This is a genomic window from Chitinimonas naiadis, from assembly GCF_054780835.1.
Map to the genome: position 1 here is coordinate 145,433 of NZ_BAAGVO010000007.1, position 17,947 is coordinate 163,379.

The 17,947-nt window shown below is 61.6% G+C and carries 15 protein-coding genes; 8 read left to right on the forward strand and 7 right to left on the reverse strand.

The features are described from left to right. Positions 1 to 14 precede the first annotated feature (14 nt). The 4 genes from ACYVHK_RS21145 to hemP form a co-directional block, all read right to left on the reverse strand. Complete coding sequence (locus tag ACYVHK_RS21145) at positions 15 to 806, reverse strand: heme/hemin ABC transporter substrate-binding protein (RefSeq protein WP_460536265.1); 792 nt, start codon at positions 804 to 806, stop codon at positions 15 to 17. Beyond that, the gene (locus tag ACYVHK_RS21150; RefSeq protein ID WP_460536268.1) at positions 796 to 1,821 is read right to left on the reverse strand and encodes a hemin-degrading factor; all 1,026 of its coding nucleotides are present in this window, start codon (positions 1,819 to 1,821) and stop codon (positions 796 to 798) included. The genes ACYVHK_RS21145 and ACYVHK_RS21150 overlap by 11 nt, the downstream gene beginning before the upstream one ends. Before the next feature lie 135 nt (positions 1,822 to 1,956). Next, positions 1,957 to 4,164 carry a porin family protein gene (locus ACYVHK_RS21155; protein ID WP_460536270.1) on the reverse strand — a complete coding sequence of 736 codons (2,208 nt, stop codon included), beginning with the start codon at positions 4,162 to 4,164 and terminating at the stop codon, positions 1,957 to 1,959. A gap of 168 nt (positions 4,165 to 4,332) precedes the next feature. Then, on the reverse strand, positions 4,333 to 4,503 hold the full coding sequence (gene hemP / locus ACYVHK_RS21160; RefSeq protein ID WP_460536272.1) for a hemin uptake protein HemP: 171 nt from the start codon (positions 4,501 to 4,503) through the stop codon (positions 4,333 to 4,335). 141 nt (positions 4,504 to 4,644) lie between these two features. Here hemP and ACYVHK_RS21165 point away from each other — a divergent pair, with 141 nt between their 5' ends. Beyond that, the gene (locus ACYVHK_RS21165) at positions 4,645 to 5,421 is read left to right on the forward strand and encodes an enoyl-CoA hydratase (RefSeq protein WP_460536274.1); all 777 of its coding nucleotides are present in this window, start codon (positions 4,645 to 4,647) and stop codon (positions 5,419 to 5,421) included. A gap of 84 nt (positions 5,422 to 5,505) precedes the next feature. Next, positions 5,506 to 6,582: an enoyl-CoA hydratase/isomerase family protein gene (locus ACYVHK_RS21170; RefSeq protein WP_460536277.1), complete on the forward strand. Its 1,077-nt coding sequence runs from the start codon at positions 5,506 to 5,508 to the stop codon at positions 6,580 to 6,582. A gap of 69 nt (positions 6,583 to 6,651) precedes the next feature. On the opposite strand, the gene acnA is transcribed toward ACYVHK_RS21170, so the two are convergent. Both acnA and ACYVHK_RS21180 read right to left on the reverse strand, forming a co-directional pair. Beyond that, positions 6,652 to 9,354 carry an aconitate hydratase gene (gene acnA / locus ACYVHK_RS21175; protein WP_460536279.1) on the reverse strand — a complete coding sequence of 901 codons (2,703 nt, stop codon included), beginning with the start codon at positions 9,352 to 9,354 and terminating at the stop codon, positions 6,652 to 6,654. 309 nt (positions 9,355 to 9,663) lie between these two features. Beyond that, positions 9,664 to 10,572: a transcriptional regulator GcvA gene (locus ACYVHK_RS21180; protein WP_460536281.1), complete on the reverse strand. Its 909-nt coding sequence runs from the start codon at positions 10,570 to 10,572 to the stop codon at positions 9,664 to 9,666. 226 nt (positions 10,573 to 10,798) lie between these two features. Between ACYVHK_RS21180 and acnB the strand changes: the two genes are divergently transcribed. Further along, positions 10,799 to 13,387: a bifunctional aconitate hydratase 2/2-methylisocitrate dehydratase gene (gene acnB, locus ACYVHK_RS21185; protein ID WP_460536282.1), complete on the forward strand. Its 2,589-nt coding sequence runs from the start codon at positions 10,799 to 10,801 to the stop codon at positions 13,385 to 13,387. Between the two features lie 187 nt (positions 13,388 to 13,574). After that, on the forward strand, positions 13,575 to 13,895 hold the full coding sequence (locus tag ACYVHK_RS21190) for a DUF4156 domain-containing protein (RefSeq protein WP_460536284.1): 321 nt from the start codon (positions 13,575 to 13,577) through the stop codon (positions 13,893 to 13,895). Between the two features lie 86 nt (positions 13,896 to 13,981). Here ACYVHK_RS21190 and ACYVHK_RS21195 read toward each other — a convergent pair whose 3' ends face one another. Next, on the reverse strand, positions 13,982 to 14,557 hold the full coding sequence (locus ACYVHK_RS21195; RefSeq protein WP_460536286.1) for a cysteine hydrolase family protein: 576 nt from the start codon (positions 14,555 to 14,557) through the stop codon (positions 13,982 to 13,984). 63 nt (positions 14,558 to 14,620) lie between these two features. On the opposite strand from ACYVHK_RS21195, the gene ACYVHK_RS21200 reads away from it, so the two are divergent. From ACYVHK_RS21200 to ACYVHK_RS21215, 4 genes are all read left to right on the forward strand, one after another. Beyond that, the gene (locus ACYVHK_RS21200) at positions 14,621 to 15,238 is read left to right on the forward strand and encodes a TetR/AcrR family transcriptional regulator (protein ID WP_460536288.1); all 618 of its coding nucleotides are present in this window, start codon (positions 14,621 to 14,623) and stop codon (positions 15,236 to 15,238) included. 285 nt (positions 15,239 to 15,523) lie between these two features. After that, positions 15,524 to 16,732, forward strand: coding sequence for an RtcB family protein (locus ACYVHK_RS21205; protein WP_460536290.1), 1,209 nt, complete (start codon positions 15,524 to 15,526; stop codon positions 16,730 to 16,732). 55 nt (positions 16,733 to 16,787) lie between these two features. Then, entirely contained in the window at positions 16,788 to 17,033 is a 246-nt protein-coding gene (locus tag ACYVHK_RS21210; RefSeq protein WP_460536293.1) for a hypothetical protein, read from the forward strand. 73 nt (positions 17,034 to 17,106) lie between these two features. Further along, on the forward strand, positions 17,107 to 17,883 hold the full coding sequence (locus tag ACYVHK_RS21215) for a ferredoxin--NADP reductase (RefSeq protein ID WP_460536295.1): 777 nt from the start codon (positions 17,107 to 17,109) through the stop codon (positions 17,881 to 17,883). Positions 17,884 to 17,947: the final 64 nt, after the last annotated feature.

Here is a 17,947-nt window from a genome sequence, read left to right on the forward strand (position 1 = left end):
CGCCCCCGCAAACCTTAGCTGAGATCGCGCAGCTTTTTGACGGCAGCCGGGCTGCCCAGATTGACGCTGAAATATTCATGGACCGGCACTTCAAACACCCGGCCCGTCTTGCCTGCCGGTGTCGTCGCGATATCGGCGCGGCGCTTGAATTCAACCAGGCCGCCGTAGACCGCCCGGTTGTGCTCGGCGATCAGGATCACGTCTGGCGCCAGCTTGCCGAGTGCTTCGGGGTCCAGCGGCTTGTAGCCATCGACGGCCGCAGCGGCATTGATGCCGCCTGCGGCACGGATCAGCCAGTCGCCCGGTGTGTCGCGACCTGCCACGGTCTTGCCTTCGTAGGTAATCAGGATGCGTTTGCCCAGCGGGGAGGTCGGACGCATTGCCCCTTGCCAGTCGTTGGCAACCTGGCCGGCCTTCTTCTCTGCTCCGATCAGCTTGCCTACGCTGCGGATGGCATCGGCGTAGTCCGAGCCATCCTCGCGGTTCCCGACCTTGATGGCCTTGACGCCCAGCCCGCTGAGCTGGCCCCAGATGCCATCGGGCATGGCGAGCTGACTACCCAGCACCAGCGTCGGTTTCAGGCGCAGGATGGGTTCCGCGGTCAGAGAGCGCGAGGAGCCGATTTCGGTGGCCTGTGCCAGTTCGGCTTGCTTGGCCACCCGGTCCCGGCCGACGACTTCGTTCGCATGACCAAGGGCAACGACGATCTCGGCGATATCGGCCGTCAGTACGACAATGCGTTCTGCCGCATGGGCGGGCAGGGCCAGACCGATGGCCAGCAGCGCGGCATGGAATTTAGATGGCATCGACCAGCTCCCGGTCCGGCAGGCTGTGTGCCAGTGCAGCCCATCCGGCCAGCTCAGGCTTGCCTGGCTTGCGCTCGCCAAAGAACTGGACGATCAACTGGCCTTCCACGTCGTAGCACTCGAGCGAGGTCACTTCGCCGTCACGCGTGGGCTTGCGCACCACAAAGGCACGGTCGAACAGATCCATGCGCAGATGCAGGTTGAAGCCGGGATCCAGCACATTGAGCCAAGGGCCCATGGGAACGATCTTCTTTACCGGACCGGTATGGATCTGCAGGCAGCCCTGGTTGCCGGCGAATACCATGATCGACAATCCGCTGTCGGCGGCTTCGCTGAGCAGCCGGTTGACCGACTCCAGCCCGACTTCGCGAACATAGCCGATGGGCGCCAGACGCAGTGCCTGGGTGCGGTTCACGCTGTACTTGCGCAGCAGCGGGTAGAAGTCGTGGGTGTCGGCCAGGTTGAGCCAACCCTGGCGAAAAGCCGCGACATCGATCGCTGCGTCGGGTTGTTCGACCGGTTGTTCGCGGTGCTTGTCGGGCTCGACGGTAGCGTGGCTGCTGGCATAGCGCGACACCAGCTCGTCATAGGCGGCGTTGTTCGAGGCTTCGGTCAGGAAAACCTTGTGGACGGCATCGCCATGGCGATCAAAGAACTGGATGGAAGGGCGCTCGCCGCGCAGGGCGAAGCCATAGCGCCAGCTATGCAGGAAGAAGCGCAGGTCGATTTCCGGATTGAGCGCCAGGCCCATTTCACCGTGAATGCTGACGTTGGCATAGATGCCGGTTTTTTCATGAACCGCGGCCTCATTGCGAGTCAGCGTCATGACGGAACCCAGCGCCTCCAGCTCACCCAGGATATCGGCCCATTTCGGGAACAAGGTGATGGACAGCGGATCGGCGGCGACGAGTTCCGCTTCCGATACGTTCAGGCGTGCCGCGGCATCGCGTGTACGTATCTTGGGTTCGGCGGCTCGCAAATGCAGATAGGTCTGCCAAAGGGTTGAGGCGTTCATGTGGTGTATCTCCTGATGGCTAGGCAGCGACGCTGCCGGGCTGTTGTTCATTGCATTGGGGAGCACCGGCTTCCCGGACGGTGCTCCCCGCCGCGTGGTCCCTACGACGGGACCCTCCTCTTGCTCTGTTGGAACCTAGAAGCGGTATTCCAGGTTGGCCGCAACGGTACGGCCAGACTGCGTGTAACGGTCCAGCACGGTGGCGCTGGCCAACTGACCCTTCACATCGCTCCAGAGCCAGTATTTGTGGTCGGTCAGGTTGTAGACCCCGGCCATCACGCTGGCATCCTTGCCGAGGGCGTAGGATGCCGAGAAATCCAGCACGCCATAGCCAGGAGCCTTGAACAGCGTCGCACTGCTGACACGGTTCTTCTTCTTGGCGGCACGCAGGTTCAGGCTGGTTTGCCAGCTATCTTGGCCATATTCGACTGCCAGGTTGCCGTGGAACGGGTCGACGCTGTCCAAGGCCGTGCCGTCGCTGAGCTTGTCGCCCTTGGCATAAGCCACGGCACTGCGCAGGCGCAGGCCGGGTGTCAGCTTCCAGAGTGCCTTGAGTTCCACGCCCTGGATGCGGACCTTGGCAATGTTCTGGGCCTGGAATTCCAGCGCCACACCGTTGCCATTGGTATCGACCGGCGACACCAGCACGTTGTCGATGAAATCCTTGTAACGATTGCTGTAGACGGTGGCCGACAGCTCCAGGTCCTCGCTGCGATAGCGGGTGCCGATTTCGAGGCTGGTACTGGTTTCGGACTTGAGGTTGGGGTTGGGCAGGACTTCGTAGCCTTGCGCCGCGTTGGTGAATACCAGCATCGCGTCATCGAAGTTCGGGGCGCGGAAGCCGGTACCTACCTGGGCAAAGCCGGTCCAGCCCTGGCTCAGTGGCAGACTGAAGGCGACGCGCGGCGAGACCGAGGAGTCGGTGTACTTGGCAATCGGATACTTGAACGGATTGGCCGCGGCAAACGGGGCATCCGGCTTGGGTGTCAGGGTGTAGCGGTCATAACGCAGCGACGGAGCGACGGTCATGCCGGAGGCGAAGGTGACTTCGTCCTGGGCAAACACCCCCAGGCGCTCGCTATCGTTGTCGGGGAAGGTCTTCTGTGGGAAGACTTCACCTCCGACTACGTTGGTCACGCTGCCGTTGGCGTTGAACTGCTGGCGATTACGCGGCCGGCTGGTCTCAGTCTTGCTGTATTCAGCACCCCATACCAGCGTGTGCAGCGTGTTGCCCAGATCGTAGCGATGGGTTAGCTGTGTGTTCGCACCCCAGGCATCCTGCTCGAAGCCGGAGTCATTGGTCCGCAATACGCCTCCGCTACGGGATTCCAGCGTGTACTCGCGGCTTTCGCCATGCTGGCGATACAGGCTGACCTTGGCGCCGACGAAGCCGGTACCGGCGCCGGTGTAGTCATAGTTCAGACTGGTGCGGTTGCGGCGCGATTTGTCCGTCGCGGTCTGGGACAGCACGGTAGCGGTACGGCTGGTCAGGAAGTCGCCATCTTGGCTACGTGTGAAGACATCCTGCGTCAGGCCCAGGGCTTGGCCAGGCGCAAGCGACCAGTTCAGCTTGGCGAGCACAGCATTGCTGTCCCAATCCAGCGGATTGGCAGCGGTGCGGGCGCTGCTGGCACTCTCGTTGGTGCCCATGCTCTCGACGTTTTCACCCTTGCGAGCGGTATAGCTCAGCAGGCCGCTGAAATCGCCACTGCGGAAGGCCCAGGCACCACCAAGCTGCTTGCTGTTGTCGGCACCGAAATAACCCGCCCGCAGCCGGCCGCCGTTGTTGGCGCCAGCCTTGAGCAGATCCTGCACATCGAGGGTGCGGTAGGCCACGACGCCACCGATGGCGTCGGCGCCGTACAGGCCGGAGTAGGGGCCCTTGACCACTTCGACGGCGGAGAGGGTGTCGAGCTCGACCATGTCACGGCCGGAAATCGCGGCGCCGCCACCGGCGTACAGCGAAGGCAGGGTGACGCCGTCGATCTGCATCAATACACGGTTACCTTCGATACCACGGATGTTGACGCCTGCATTGCCACGGCGGGCGGGGTCGCGATTGACGTTGACGCCCGGCTCGTCGACGAACAGGGTCTGAATGTCACGCACCCGGCCGGCATCGTCGCCCTGGGGTTTGAGCACGACGGTATTCGGTGCGACGGTATCGATATCCTTGGGCAGGCGGGTCGCGGTAATGGAAACGGCAGGCAGCGAGTCGGCGATGGCCGCTTCGAGTGCCCAACCGGGCTCGCCGGTCTTGGTATCGGCCAGTGCTGCGGTCAAGGGAAGCGCTGCCAGCAGTGCGGCGAGCGGGGTAAGGCGATTGATCGTGTAGCCGGTCATAGCGGTTTCAGTGTCCAAAAAAATCGCCCCGCCGCCGTGGCATGAGCCAAGCGGCGAGGGCGGGAAATTGGCTGGCTGACCGTGCAAGTACCGGTTGGCTGGCTACATCGTCATGGAGAGGGTGATGCGTAATCTTTTCAGTGTGGCTGCGCGGTTTGCCCCGATGCTTTATTTGGTCAGGATCAGCTTGCCGTTGCGTGTGAGTCGCAAGCGATAGGTCTCGCCGCGATGTCGAATGCTGATCTCGGCGTGCTTGCCCATGAGGGTGGCAACATCGATCACCGGTGCAGGTGCAACGGGTAGCGGCTTGCTTAGTGGTGGCTTAGTTTCGATACTCATTTGCAAATGATAATGGTTATCATTAATGAATTGCAAGCATAGGATATGAAGAAAATGAGTGACGTGAACGTCAATCGAATTAACAAGCGCACAGGCGCGGTGTTATCGTGTTGCGAAAACCCGTCACAAGGAGACGATATCGTGAGTGCTTTGCTGCAACTGGAGCGGATCGGTCATACCGCCGTGGTCACCATCGCCAATCCCCCTGCCAATACCTGGACCGAGGAAAGCCTCCCGGCCCTGAAGGCGTTGGTGGGTGAACTCAATGCCGACAACGAGATCTACGCACTGGTCTTGACCGGTAGCGGCACCAAGTTCTTCAGCGCGGGTGCGGACCTGAATGTCTTTGCCGATGGCGACAAGGGCCGAGCCCGGCGCATGATCACTTTCTTCGGCCAGGCGTTCGAGGCGCTGGCCCAGTTCAGGGGTGTGAGCATCGCGGCGATCAATGGCTATGCCATGGGCGGCGGGCTCGAGGCGGCGCTGGCCTGTGATATCCGTATCGCAGAAGAACACGCCGTGATGGCGTTGCCCGAGGCGAGCGTTGGCCTGTTGCCGGGCGGGCTGGGGTCGCAGCACCTGCCCTGGCTGGTCGGCGAGGGTTGGGCCAAGCGTATGATCCTGTGCGGTGAACGGGTGGATGCCCAGACCGCGTTGCGCATTGGCTTGGTCGAGGAGGTCGTTGCCAGCGGCTCCGCCCGGCAAAAGGCGCTGGAGCTGGCGGAGAAGGTGGCCAAGCAGAGCCCGTCCTCGGTGACGGCTTGCAAGCAACTGATCCAAGCTGCGCGCAAGCAACCGATGTGGTCCGCATTGCCCATGGAGCGGGAGATGTTTGTCGACCTGTTCGATACTGAAGACCAGAAGGAAGGTGTCACCGCCTTCCTGGAAAAGCGCGCACCCGTCTGGAAGAACCGCTAGACGCATCGCCTGGTGGGTTCGGCGCATCGCGACTGAACCCTGTCATCCTGTTCAATGGCAAGCAGCCAGCAAGGTCAAAAAGCCGTGTCAGATTGTGTCCTGTTTGAGCTTCACCCGGCCCGGAATGGTCGCCAGATTGCCGTGGCGACCCTGAATGCCGAAAAGTCCCTCAATGCGCTGTCGCTGGAGATGATACGGACGCTGGCTCCCCGGCTTGCCGAGTGGCGCGAGGATGCTGATGTCGCCTGCGTGGTGCTGCAAGGGGTTGGTGAAAAGGCTTTCTGCGCTGGTGGGGATGTGGTGGCGATTCAGCAGGCCATAGGTACAGGTGATTTTGCGACGACCGATGCCTTCTTTCGGGAGGAGTACGCGCTCGATTACGCCATCCATACCTTTCCCAAGCCCATCCTGTTGTGGGGGCACGGTATCGTCATGGGCGGCGGGCTCGGCTTGCTGGCGGGGGCCAGCCACCGGGTCGTGACCGAACGCTCGCGGATTGCCATGCCGGAGATCACCATCGGCCTTTATCCGGATGTGGGTGGTTCCTGGTTCCTAAGCCGCCTGCCGGGCCGCCTGGGCATCTACCTGGGTTTGACCGGCGCGTCGTTCAATGCGGCCGATGCGCTCTATACTGGGCTGGCCGACTATGCGTTGCCCAGCGGCGTGCGCGCAGCCTTGTTGCCGGAGTTGACGGGCCTGCCGTGGGTGGGGAGTGGCGAGGCGGATAAACGCGTGCTGTCTGCCTACCTGCGGGAGTTGAGCCGCAGCCATGCGCTGGAGCTGCCGCCCTCGGCCATCCGCGCTCACTACGATGCGATCCAGTCCCTGACGGACTACGACACCGTCGATGAGATGGTATCGGCGATCACGAGCTACAACGGCAGCGACGACTGGTTGCGGGCAGGGGCGCAGAAACTCGCTGCAGGATCGCCGACATCGATGCGGCTGGTCGTCGAGGCGCAGCGTCGTGCCAAGCACCTGTCACTCAGGGAGGTGTTCGACATGGAGCTGAATCTCTCCTGCCAATGTTGTCGCCACCAAGACTTCGCCGAAGGCGTGCGTGCGCTGCTGATCGACAAGGACGGCACGCCGACCTGGTCTCCGGCCACGCTCGATGCGGTGGACGATGAACTGATTGACGCTTTCTTCCGGCCGCTCTGATCCGGTACTTTCGAGGGATGAGAAAAAGGCCGGCGTATGCCGGCCTTTTGCTTTGGACCCTGCGTTCGATCAGGCCTTGGCCATCAACTCGCGCAGTACGAAAGGCAGGATGCCGCCGTGCTTGTAGTAGTCCACCTCAATAGGCGTGTCGATCCGGCACAGTAGCTGGACTTCCTGCTTGCTCCCGTTGGCGCGGGTAATAACCAGCGTCAGGTCCTGCTGCGGACGGAGGGTGTCGGTAACGCCGACGATGTCGAATACTTCATCACCGCGCAAGGCCAGTTTCTCGTGGCTGTCATCGCCCTTGAACTGCAAGGGCAGCACACCCATGCCGACCAGGTTGGAGCGGTGGATACGCTCAAAGCTGCGTGCCACCACGGCCTTCACCCCCAGCAACTGGGTGCCCTTGGCAGCCCAGTCGCGGCTGGAGCCAGTGCCGTATTCCTCGCCGGCAAACACCATGGTGGGGGTGCCGCGCTGGATGTAAGCCTGGGCGGCATCGTAGACCGTTGTCTGCGCGCCATCCAGCAGGGTGAAGCCACCCTCGATACGGCCGCCGTCGTCCTTGGGCGGCAGCATCAGGTTCTTGACCCGGACATTGGCAAAGGTGCCGCGGATCATGATGTCGTGATTGCCGCGACGGCTGCCGTAGCTGTTGAAGTCGGCTTTTTGCACATGGTGCGCCAGCAGGTATTTGCCGGCAGGCGTGGTGTCCCGGAAGGAGCCGGCGGGGCTGATATGGTCGGTGGTGACCGAGTCGCCGAGGATCAGCAAGGCGCGTGCGCCATGGATATCGCCTATCTTGCCCGGCTGCATGCTGAAATCGTCAAAGAACGGCGGTCGAGCGATGTAGGTCGAGGTCGGCCAGGTATAGACCTGCCCCTTGGGAGCCGGGATCGCATTCCAGAGGTCGTGGTCGCGGGTGAAGTCGCCATACAGGCGGCGGAAGACTTCGGGGTTCATGGCGTAGTGCATCAGCGCGTGGACTTCGTCGCTGCTTGGCCAGATATCGCGCAGATAGACCGGCGTGCCATCCGTGGCCTTGCCCAGCGGCTCGGATTCCAGGTCGATATTGGCCCGGCCGGCCAGCGCGAATGCGACGACCAGCGGTGGGCTGGCCAGGAAGTTGGCCTTGATATTGGGGTGGATGCGCGCTTCGAAATTGCGGTTGCCGCTCAGTACCGCCGCCGCGATCAGATCGTTCTCGACAATGGCCTCATTGAACTCGGCCGCCAGATCACCGGCGTTGCCAATACAGGTCGTACAGCCATAGGCCGCAATATTGAAACCCAGTTGGTCAAGGTAGGGCTGCAGGCCGGTCTCGGCCAGGTATTCGGTCACGACGCGTGAGCCCGGACCGAAGCTGGTCTTGATACGCGGATGGACCTTGAGACCCTTCTCCACGGCTTTCTTGGCCAGCAGGCCTGCCGCCAGCAGTACGCCCGGGTTGGAGGTGTTGGTACAACTGGTGATAGCGGCGATCAGGACGTCGCCATGGCCCAGGTCGATGCCGTCCTTGCGCGTGGTTACGCGCTGGCCCAGATCGGCCTCGGCCTTGTTGAAGCCGTTCTCGGCGATCGGCTTGCTGAACAGGCTGTTGAAAGTGCTGCCCATCTTGGGCAGCTCGATCCGGTCCTGTGGCCGTTTGGGGCCTGCGAGGCTGGGTACGATGGTGCTCAGGTCCAGCGACAAGGTCTTGCTGTAGGCAATGTCGCCTGCCTTGGGCATGCCGAACAGCCCCTGTGCCTTGAAGTAGGCTTCGAAGGCTTCCACTTCGGCCGCCGAACGACCGGTGCCGTTGAGGTAGGCCACGGTCTTGTCGTCGACCGGGAAGAAGCCCATGGTGGCGCCGTATTCCGGGGCCATATTGCCGATGGTGGCGCGATCCACAACCGACAGCGTGGCCGCACCTTCACCGAAGAACTCCACGAACTTGCCGACGACTTTTTCCTTGCGCAGCATCTCGGTAACGGTCAGGACCAGGTCGGTCGCGGTGATGCCGTCGCGCAGGGCGCCCTTCAGCTCGACCCCCACCACGTCCGGGGTCAGGAAATACACCGGCTGGCCCAGCATGCCGGCTTCGGCCTCGATTCCGCCCACACCCCAGCCCACGACGCCGACGCCGTTGATCATGGTGGTGTGGCTGTCGGTGCCGACCAGGGTGTCAGGAAAGGCCACGCCATCGCGGATCTGCACGCCGCGGAACAGGTACTCCAGATTCACCTGATGGACGATGCCGATGCCGGGCGGGACAACCTTGAAGGTATCGAAGGCCTGCATGCCCCATTTCATGAACTGGTAGCGCTCGCCGTTGCGCTGGAACTCCAGTTCCATGTTCTGCCGCAGGGCGTTGGGCGTACCGTAGTAGTCAATCATCACCGAATGGTCGACGACGAGGTCGACCGGCACCAGTGGTTCGATGGTCTTTGGGTTCTTGCCGAGCTTGTCGGCGACATTGCGCATGGCGGCAAGGTCGGCCAGCAGGGGGACACCGGTAAAGTCCTGCAGGACCACGCGGGCGACCACGAAAGGGATTTCGTCGACCCGCGCCGCGGTTGGACTCCAGTTGGCCACCTGTCTGACATGCTCTTCGGCCACCTTCTTGCCGTCACAATTGCGCAGCACGGACTCCAGTACCAGGCGGATGGACACCGGCAACTTGGAGATCGGACCCACGCCTGCCGCTTCAAGCGCCGGCAGGCTGTAGTAGTGCAGGGACTTGCCCGAGGGCAGCGCCAGGGTTTTCAGGGTGTCGTGCAGATTGTGTGGCATGGTTTTTCTCCTGATCGGGGCAGGCTTGTCTGATGGGCTTTTAAGGGTGTTCGGCTTAAATCAATCTAGTTGCTATGGGGCCGGCTTGCTGGCGCAAAGTTCACCCGGGCTGCCCGTCGGGATGCCACTGGATGCCAGCTTGCCAGCCGTATGCCGGGCATATGTGAAGCCTGGGACCATAGACCGATAGCGGGCAAGCGGCAATTCCCCATTCGGGTAGGTGCAATCTGCTGTTTTCTGAGGTAGGGCGGGGTGCCCCCCCCAATACCCACCCCAATGCGCGACCGGTCCACGCATGCTGCCCTGATTTTATTTCAGTGCGGCGGCACGGCTCTCCAGCCATTGGCAGAAGGCGGCAATCGCCGGGTCATCCATCAGCGCCCGTGGCGTGATCCAGCAATAGCCCCGTACCGGGACGCTGGGCGCGGACAGCGGGGCGACCAGGGTGCCGGCTTCGATCTCCGCCTGCATCATCGGTAGCGGCCCCAGCGTGACGCCGAGGCCGTCCATGGCGGCCTGCAGCGCCAGATAGAAATGATCGAAATGCTGGGTCGCTGCCGGTTTCAGTTCCGGTACGCCTGCCAGGGTCAGCCAGCGTTGCCAGGCCGTTGGGCGGGTATCGGCGTATAGCAAAGTGTGTTGCGCCAGATCGGTGGGTTGCCGGATCGGCTTGCGATCGAGCAGGGCGGGGCTACAGAGCGGCAGTTCCCATTCGTCGAGAAATGGCTTGCTGATATAACCGGGCCAATCACCGGGCCCGCGCCGAATTGCCAGGTCGAACGGGGTATCGAGGCGGCTGACATCACGATCACTGGTGACCAGACGCAGCTCCACATCCGGGTATTGCCGCTGGAAATCGGTCAACTGGGGTAGCAGCCAGTGCATGGCGAGGGTCGGGGTGGAGTTGATGACCAGGCGACGCTGCCGGTTGGGTTGCAACAGCTGGGTTGTGGCGTTGGCGATGATGTCGAAGCCATCCTGCACCTGTACCAGATAGCGCCAGCCGACCTCGGTCAACTTGACCCTGCCGCCGCTGCGCTCGAACAGCTTCACCCCCAGCCATTCTTCCAGTTGCTTAATCTGTTTGCTCACAGCACCGTGGGTCACGAACAATTCATTGGCAGCCGCGGAAAAGCTTTCCAGTCGGGCGGCGACCTCGAAGGCGCGGAGGGCATTCAGTGGGGGCAGGTTCTGGCTCATGCTGTGATAATAACTCACAGTGGATGTCGCCATTACTCGTTTGTGTGGTTGCGGCCTTCCGCGTAACCTCCGCGTCACTAAACGATGCCGATAGCCTGCCCGCTTGTCGCCGCTAGTTACAAACAGGCAGGAATCGGTTAAGAATCAGCAAGTTGAATGACTTGCCCGGCAATCCCGGCCGGAAGGGCGCAGCCAGGCTGTGTCCGCTGCCCATCGCAACCGCAACTGTTTAAAGGTCATCGCCATGCTAGAAGCCTACCGCCAGCACGTCGCCGAACGCGCCGCCCTGGGTATCCCCCCGCTGCCGCTCAATGCGCAACAAGTTGCCGATCTGGTCGAACTGCTGAAGAACCCGCCGGCTGGCGAGGAGCAGACCCTGGTTGACCTGATCACCTATCGCGTACCGCCCGGCGTGGATGATGCCGCCAAGGTCAAGGCATCCTTCCTGGCCGCTGTGGCCGAAGGCACGGTCAAGTCGCCGCTGGTTGATCGCGCGCTGGCCACCAAGCTCCTGGGCACCATGCTCGGCGGCTACAACGTCAAGCCCATGGTCGACCTGCTGGCCGATGCCGAAGTTGGCACCATCGCCGCTGAAGGCCTGAAGAAGACCCTGCTGGTTTTCGACTACTTCCATGATGTGAAGGCGCTGGCCGACGGCGGCAACGCCAACGCCAAGGCCGTGCTGCAAAGCTGGGCCGATGCCGAGTGGTTCAAGAGTCGCCCTGAAGTCGCCGAAAAGATCACCGTGACGGTGTTCAAGGTTACTGGCGAAACCAATACCGACGATCTGTCGCCGGCACCGGATGCCTGGTCCCGTCCCGACATTCCGTTGCACTACCTGGCCATGCTGAAGAACGCCCGTCCCGGCATCACCCCAGAAGAAGACGGCAAGCGCGGCCCGATGCAGTTCATCGAAGACCTGAAGAAGAAGGGCCACTTGGTCGCCTACGTCGGTGACGTGGTCGGTACCGGTTCCTCGCGCAAGTCCGCTACCAACTCGGTGGTCTGGGCAACGGGCCAGGACATCCCCTACGTGCCGAACAAGCGTTTCGGTGGCGTGACTCTGGGTGGCAAGATCGCCCCGATCTTCTTCAATACCCAGGAAGATTCCGGTTCCCTGCCGATCGAAGTGGATGTCTCCAAGCTCGAAATGGGCGATGTGATCGATATCTACCCGTACGCCGGCAAGATCGAAAAGAACGGTGCCCTGGTGGAATCGTTCCAGCTCAAGTCCGAAGTGATCCTGGACGAAGTCCGCGCTGGTGGCCGTATCAACCTGATCATCGGCCGCGGCCTGACCGGCAAGGCGCGTGAAGCGCTGGGCCTGCCAGCCAGCACCGAATTCCGTCTGCCCAAGGCTCCGGTCGATTCCGGCAAGGGCTTCTCGCTGGCCCAGAAGATGGTCGGTCGCGCCTGTGGCCTGCCAGAGGGCCAGGGCGTGCGTCCGGGTACCTACTGCGAACCGAAGATGACCACCGTGGGTTCCCAGGACACCACCGGCCCAATGACCCGCGACGAGCTGAAGGACCTGGCGTGCCTGGGCTTCAGTGCCGACATGGTCATGCAGTCCTTCTGCCACACCGCGGCTTACCCCAAGCCGGTGGACGTGAAGATGCACAAGGAACTGCCGGCCTTCATCAGCACCCGTGGCGGCGTGGCCCTGCGTCCGGGCGACGGTGTGATCCACAGCTGGCTGAACCGCCTGCTGCTGCCGGATACCGTGGGTACCGGTGGTGACTCGCACACCCGCTTCCCGATCGGTATCTCCTTCCCGGCAGGTTCCGGCCTGGTGGCCTTTGCCGCTGCCACTGGCGTGATGCCGCTGGACATGCCGGAATCGGTGCTGGTTCGCTTCAAGGGCAAGATGCAGCCTGGCGTCACCCTGCGTGACCTGGTCAACGCGATTCCGCTGTACGCCATCAAGTCCGGTCTGTTGACCGTGGCCAAGGCAGGCAAGAAGAACATCTTCTCCGGCCGCATTCTGGAAATCGAAGGCCTGCCGGAGCTGAAGGTCGAACAGGCATTCGAATTGTCCGATGCCTCGGCCGAGCGCTCCGCCGCCGGTTGTACCGTGCACCTGGACAAGGCGCCGATCATTGAATACATGACGTCGAACATCACGCTGATGAAGACCATGATCGCCAATGGCTACGCCGATGCCCGCACCCTGGAGCGTCGTATCAAGGCCATGGAAGCCTGGATTGCCAAACCGGAACTGCTGAAGGGCGACGCTGATGCCGAATACGCCGCCGTGATCGAGATCGATCTGGCCGACATCCATGAGCCTATCGTCGCCTGCCCGAATGATCCGGATGATGTGAAGACCCTGTCCGACGTCGCCGGCGCAACCATCGACGAAGTGTTCATTGGTTCGTGCATGACCAACATCGGTCACTTCCGTGCTGCCTCCAAGTTGCTCGAAGGCAAGCGCGACATCCCGGTCAAGCTGTGGGTGGCCCCGCCGACCAAGATGGATGCAGAAGAGCTGACCAAGGAAGGTCACTACGGCACCTTCGGTACCGCTGGTGCCCGCATGGAAATGCCGGGTTGCTCGCTGTGCATGGGTAACCAGGCACAAGTGCGCGAAGGCGCGACCGTGATGTCGACCTCGACCCGTAACTTCCCGAACCGTCTGGGCAAGAACTCCAATGTGTATCTGGGTTCGGCCGAGCTGGCTGCCATCTGCTCCAAGCTGGGTCGCATTCCGACCAAGGAAGAGTACATGGCCGACATCGGCGTGCTGAATGCCAAGGCGGGTGAAGTCTACAAGTACATGAACTTCAACGAGATCAAGGACTACCAGGACGTGGCCGATACGGTGGCCGTGAACTGAGCCTTGCAGCGCTCGCAGTAACAACAGACAACCCGCCGAGTGATCGGCGGGTTGTTTGCTTTGGGCTGATGGTTTTCTGCCGTGCGCTAAACTTGTGGCCTGTTAAGGTGTCCCTTTATCAGAGCGGTCACCGCTGGCTTCGCGCTGGGCTGGATAAATCAATCAAGAAGATCAGGAAGGAAACGAGATGAAGATACGTGTTCTGCCGGGTGTGCTGCTCGCAGCCGTCACCATGAGCGGTTGTGCCTCCTTCGTGGAGCTCAAGCCGGCTGCGCAATCGGTGCAGGTAGGGAGTGCCGATGCCGTCGCCAGCTGCACGCTGCGTGGTTCGGTCCATGTGAAGGTGCTCGACAAGCTGGGGCCGATCGCGCGCGACGAAGGCAAGCTGATCATCGAGCTCAATACCCTGGCCCGTAACGCCGCCGTCGACCTGCAGGGTGACACGGTACTGGCGAACGGCCCGATCACGGCCGGCGAGCGTGACTACAAGGTCTATCGCTGCCGTTGAGCCCGTACAAACTTGCAAATGATGGAATACTGGCCCGGAGCAGGGGGGGCTTGAAAAGAAAAGGGAGGCGATGCCTCCCTTTTTGCTTAGCTGGCCAAGGCGGCCAGCACGGCATCGGTATCGCGCACGCGGCCCAGCCGGGGCAGGATATGTTCGAACGAGAAGCGATGATGGTCGGGCTTGGGGGCGCTGCACAGGTCCTCCACCAGGATCTGGCCATAGCCCAGTTCCCAGCCGGCACGCGCGGTCGATTCCACGCCGATGCCGGTGACGATGCCGCCCAGTACGATGGTGTGTATGCCCCGGCGCCGCAATTGCAGGTCGAGTTCGGTGCCGAAGAAAGCATTCCACTGCCGCTTGATGATCAGGAGATCGGACTGCGTATGCAGCAGCGTCTCGGGGAAATCCAGCCAATTGGCCGGCAGGCCGCCCGGTGGCATGGGTGGGGCCTGGTCCACGGGCTGCTTGAGGCTGTCGCCGAAGTCCGCCGACCAGCCTACGCGTACCAGTACGACCGGCGCACCCAGTTCGCGGAAGCGCTGCGATAGCCGGTTGGCATTCTGCAGCACCGTGTCGGCACTGTGGACGCCCGCGTAGGGCAGGATGCCCTGTTGCAGGTCGATCAATACCAGGGCAGTGGTTTTAGGGTCTAGCGTCAGCATGGTGGCCGGCTCCTGTGGTCATGGATACTATGTGAGGGTTCTCTCACTTTTGAGTATATGAGGATGCCCTCACAAAATGCAAATGCCAACGCCCGGCTGCCACAGGGTACGCGCGGCCGGCAAAAGGTCGCGCTGCTGCTGGATACGGCGGCAACCCTGTTTGCCGAGCAGGGCTTCGATGCCACCACCATGACGGAGATTGCGGCACGAGCGGAGGCTTCCATCGGCTCGCTGTACCAGTATTTCCCGACCAAGGAACAGGTGGCCGATGCGCTGCTGCAGCGCTTTGCCGAGCAGCTCTATCTGCGCATGGAGGCGCTGGTCGAAACTGCGGCAGACTGGAGCGCCGACGATCTGCTGGAACAGCTATACCCGGCCTTGATCCAGTTCCGCTCGGACAACCCGGCTTTCATCATACTTGCCGAGGCGCGCAGTGGTCCCCCTTTGGCCGCGATGCAGATCCGAGTGCGCATGCGGCACTATGTGCAGGCGATCCTGCGAAAGCAGGCGCCACAAAAGGATGAAGCGGAACTGGAGCTGCTGGCCGTGCTGGTGCTGCAGATCATGAAGACCGCGGCGGGGCTCTACGCCGAACCGGATCTGCCGCAGCGGCCGCAAGTCCTGGCAGAGCTGAAAGCCATGCTGCAGGACTGCCTGAACCGGCGTCTGTACGGGCGTTGAACCAAATTACGTTGCACTGCACAAGACGCTTGACCGCTGCGCGCGGCTCATACAACAATAAGCACTCAGATCAACCAGCCTACGACCGGAAAGGAGCACTTTCATGACCTGGCAAAACTCCACCGTAACGACTAGCTGACCCATTTCGCCATTGGCGTGAGGGGTCGTCGCCCTTCACGCCGGTTGCTCGCAAAGCCCCGGCCGTGTCCGGGGCTTTTGCATTCTGTCCCCTGCGCCAAACTGACCTTCACGGCCGGGGATGGAGATATTGGGAATGATCCATCTATGCCTATCTTGAAAACCTTTGCCGGCGACCGTGTGCCGGTGAAAGTCTGGACCGACGACATCGACCATGACGCCATCCAGCAATTGAAAAACGTCGCAGCCCTGCCCATCGTGCATGGTCATATCGCCGCCATGCCGGATGTCCACCTGGGCATCGGCGCCACGGTCGGTTCGGTGATTCCCACCAAGGGCGCCATCATCCCGGCCGCAGTCGGGGTGGATATCGGTTGCGGCATGAACGCAGTACGTACCTCGCTGACCGCCTCCGACCTGCCCGATACCCTGGCCAAGCTGCGTTCCGCCGTCGAGGCGGCGGTACCGGTGGGGTTCGCCCAGCATGAATGGGACAGGGTCCGTGGTTCTGCCCATCAACGGGTAGCCCGGCCACTGGATGACCGACTGGACCGTATCGTCGGCAAGCATCCTGGTCTCATGAAAATGCAGCGCAAGTTTGCCCAGACCTGGGTCTGCCAGATCGGCACCCTGGGTGGCGGCAATCATTTCATCGAACTGTGCATCGACGAGTCCCAGCGGGTGTGGGTCATGCTGCACTCCGGCAGCCGCGGTACCGGCAATGTGATCGGCCGCTATTTCATCGAGGCCGCCCGCAAGGACATGCGCCGCCACAAGATCAATCTGCCCGACAAGGACCTGTCCTACTTCAGTGAAGGTTCCATACTGTTTGACGACTATGTGGAAGCGCTCGATTGGGCGCAGGACTACGCCTACGCCAATCGTCGCGAAATGATGCGGCTGGTGGTCGAGGCCTTGCGGCCACACCTGCCGAGCTTCACCTTGACCGACGAAGCAATCAATTGTCACCACAACTACGTCGAGCGGGAAACCCATTTTGGCGAGAAGCTGTTCATTACCCGCAAGGGTGCCATCTCGGCGCAGGCGGGCCAGTTGGGCATCATTCCCGGCTCCATGGGCGCCAAGAGCTTTATCGTTCGCGGCCTGGGCAATGAGCAGTCCTTCTGTTCCTGCTCGCATGGTGCCGGCCGGCGCATGAGCCGTACCGAAGCCAAGCGGCGCTTCAATCACTTTGATCTGCGCGAACAGACCGAAGGCGTGGAATGCCGCAAGGATGGCGGGGTTGTCGATGAAATCCCTGCGGCCTACAAGGATATCGATCAGGTGATGTCGCAGCAGACCGATCTGGTCGAGATCGTCCACACCCTCAAGCAGGTGATGTGCATCAAGGGTTGATGCCGTCGCCCTGACTTTTCCGTCGTTCCCTCTCGGCCCTCAAAGGAGCATGACCATGAAGATCAAGATAACCTTACCCAAGCCACGCAACCCGCTCGCCCTGTCTGCTCGTCAGCGGCGAGCCGGGGCGCATGACACCAGCGAGAAGGTAAAGCGCCGTAATGCGCGGCAGGCCTTGGACAAGGCGATCAAGCAGGGGCGGGAGGATTTTTCCCGCCCTTTCTTTTTGGGCGTGCAGCTCGCCGAAAACCGTATTTGCAGTGGGGGCTTTTATTCCAAAATAATGATTGCAAATGCCTGAATGTGTGGAGGAAAGTTCTAATACTTTGCTAAAATCGCGGTCTGCCAATAACAGCCGTTCTCATCCCGACCCAATGTCCACGATTGCTACCGAGCGCGTCCTGAGCGTCCATCACTGGAACGATACCCTTTTCAGCTTCACCACGACCCGTGATCCGAGCCTGCGCTTCGAGAACGGGCACTTCGTGATGATCGGCTTGCAGGTCAACGAGCGGCCGCTGATGCGTGCTTACTCGATTGCCAGCGCCAATTACGAAGAGCATCTGGAATTCTTCAGCATCAAGGTGCCGAACGGCCCGCTGACCTCGCGTTTGCAGCATCTGAAGGTGGGTGACGAACTGCTGGTCAGCCGCAAGCCGACCGGTACGCTGGTAATCCATGACCTGAAGCCAGGCAAGAACCTGTTCCTGTTCGGCACCGGTACAGGCCTCGCACCGTTCATGTCCATCATCAAGGACCCGGAAACCTACGAACATTTCGACAAGGTTATCCTGTTCCATGGCGTGCGCTTCGTGAATGAACTGGCCTATGCCGACTACATCCAGAACGAGTTGCCGAAGAATGAGTTCTTCGGCGATGTGATCCAGCAGAAGCTGATCTACTACCCGAGCGTGACCCGCGAGGAATTCCGCAATCAGGGCCGCCTGACCGACCTGATCGAAAGCGGCAAGCTGTGCGAGGACCTGGGCCTGCCACCGCTGAATCCGGAAACCGATCGCGCCATGATGTGCGGTAGCCCCAGCATGCTGAAAGACACGGCAGCCTTGCTCGACGCTCGTGGTTTCAAGGTTTCGCCGCGTATTGGCGAGCCTGGTGACTATGTGATCGAGCGTGCTTTCGTTGAAAAGTAAACGCTGACTGCCTGGTCACGGAAACGGCCCGCTCTTGCGGGCCGTTTTTATTGGCCGACGGTTG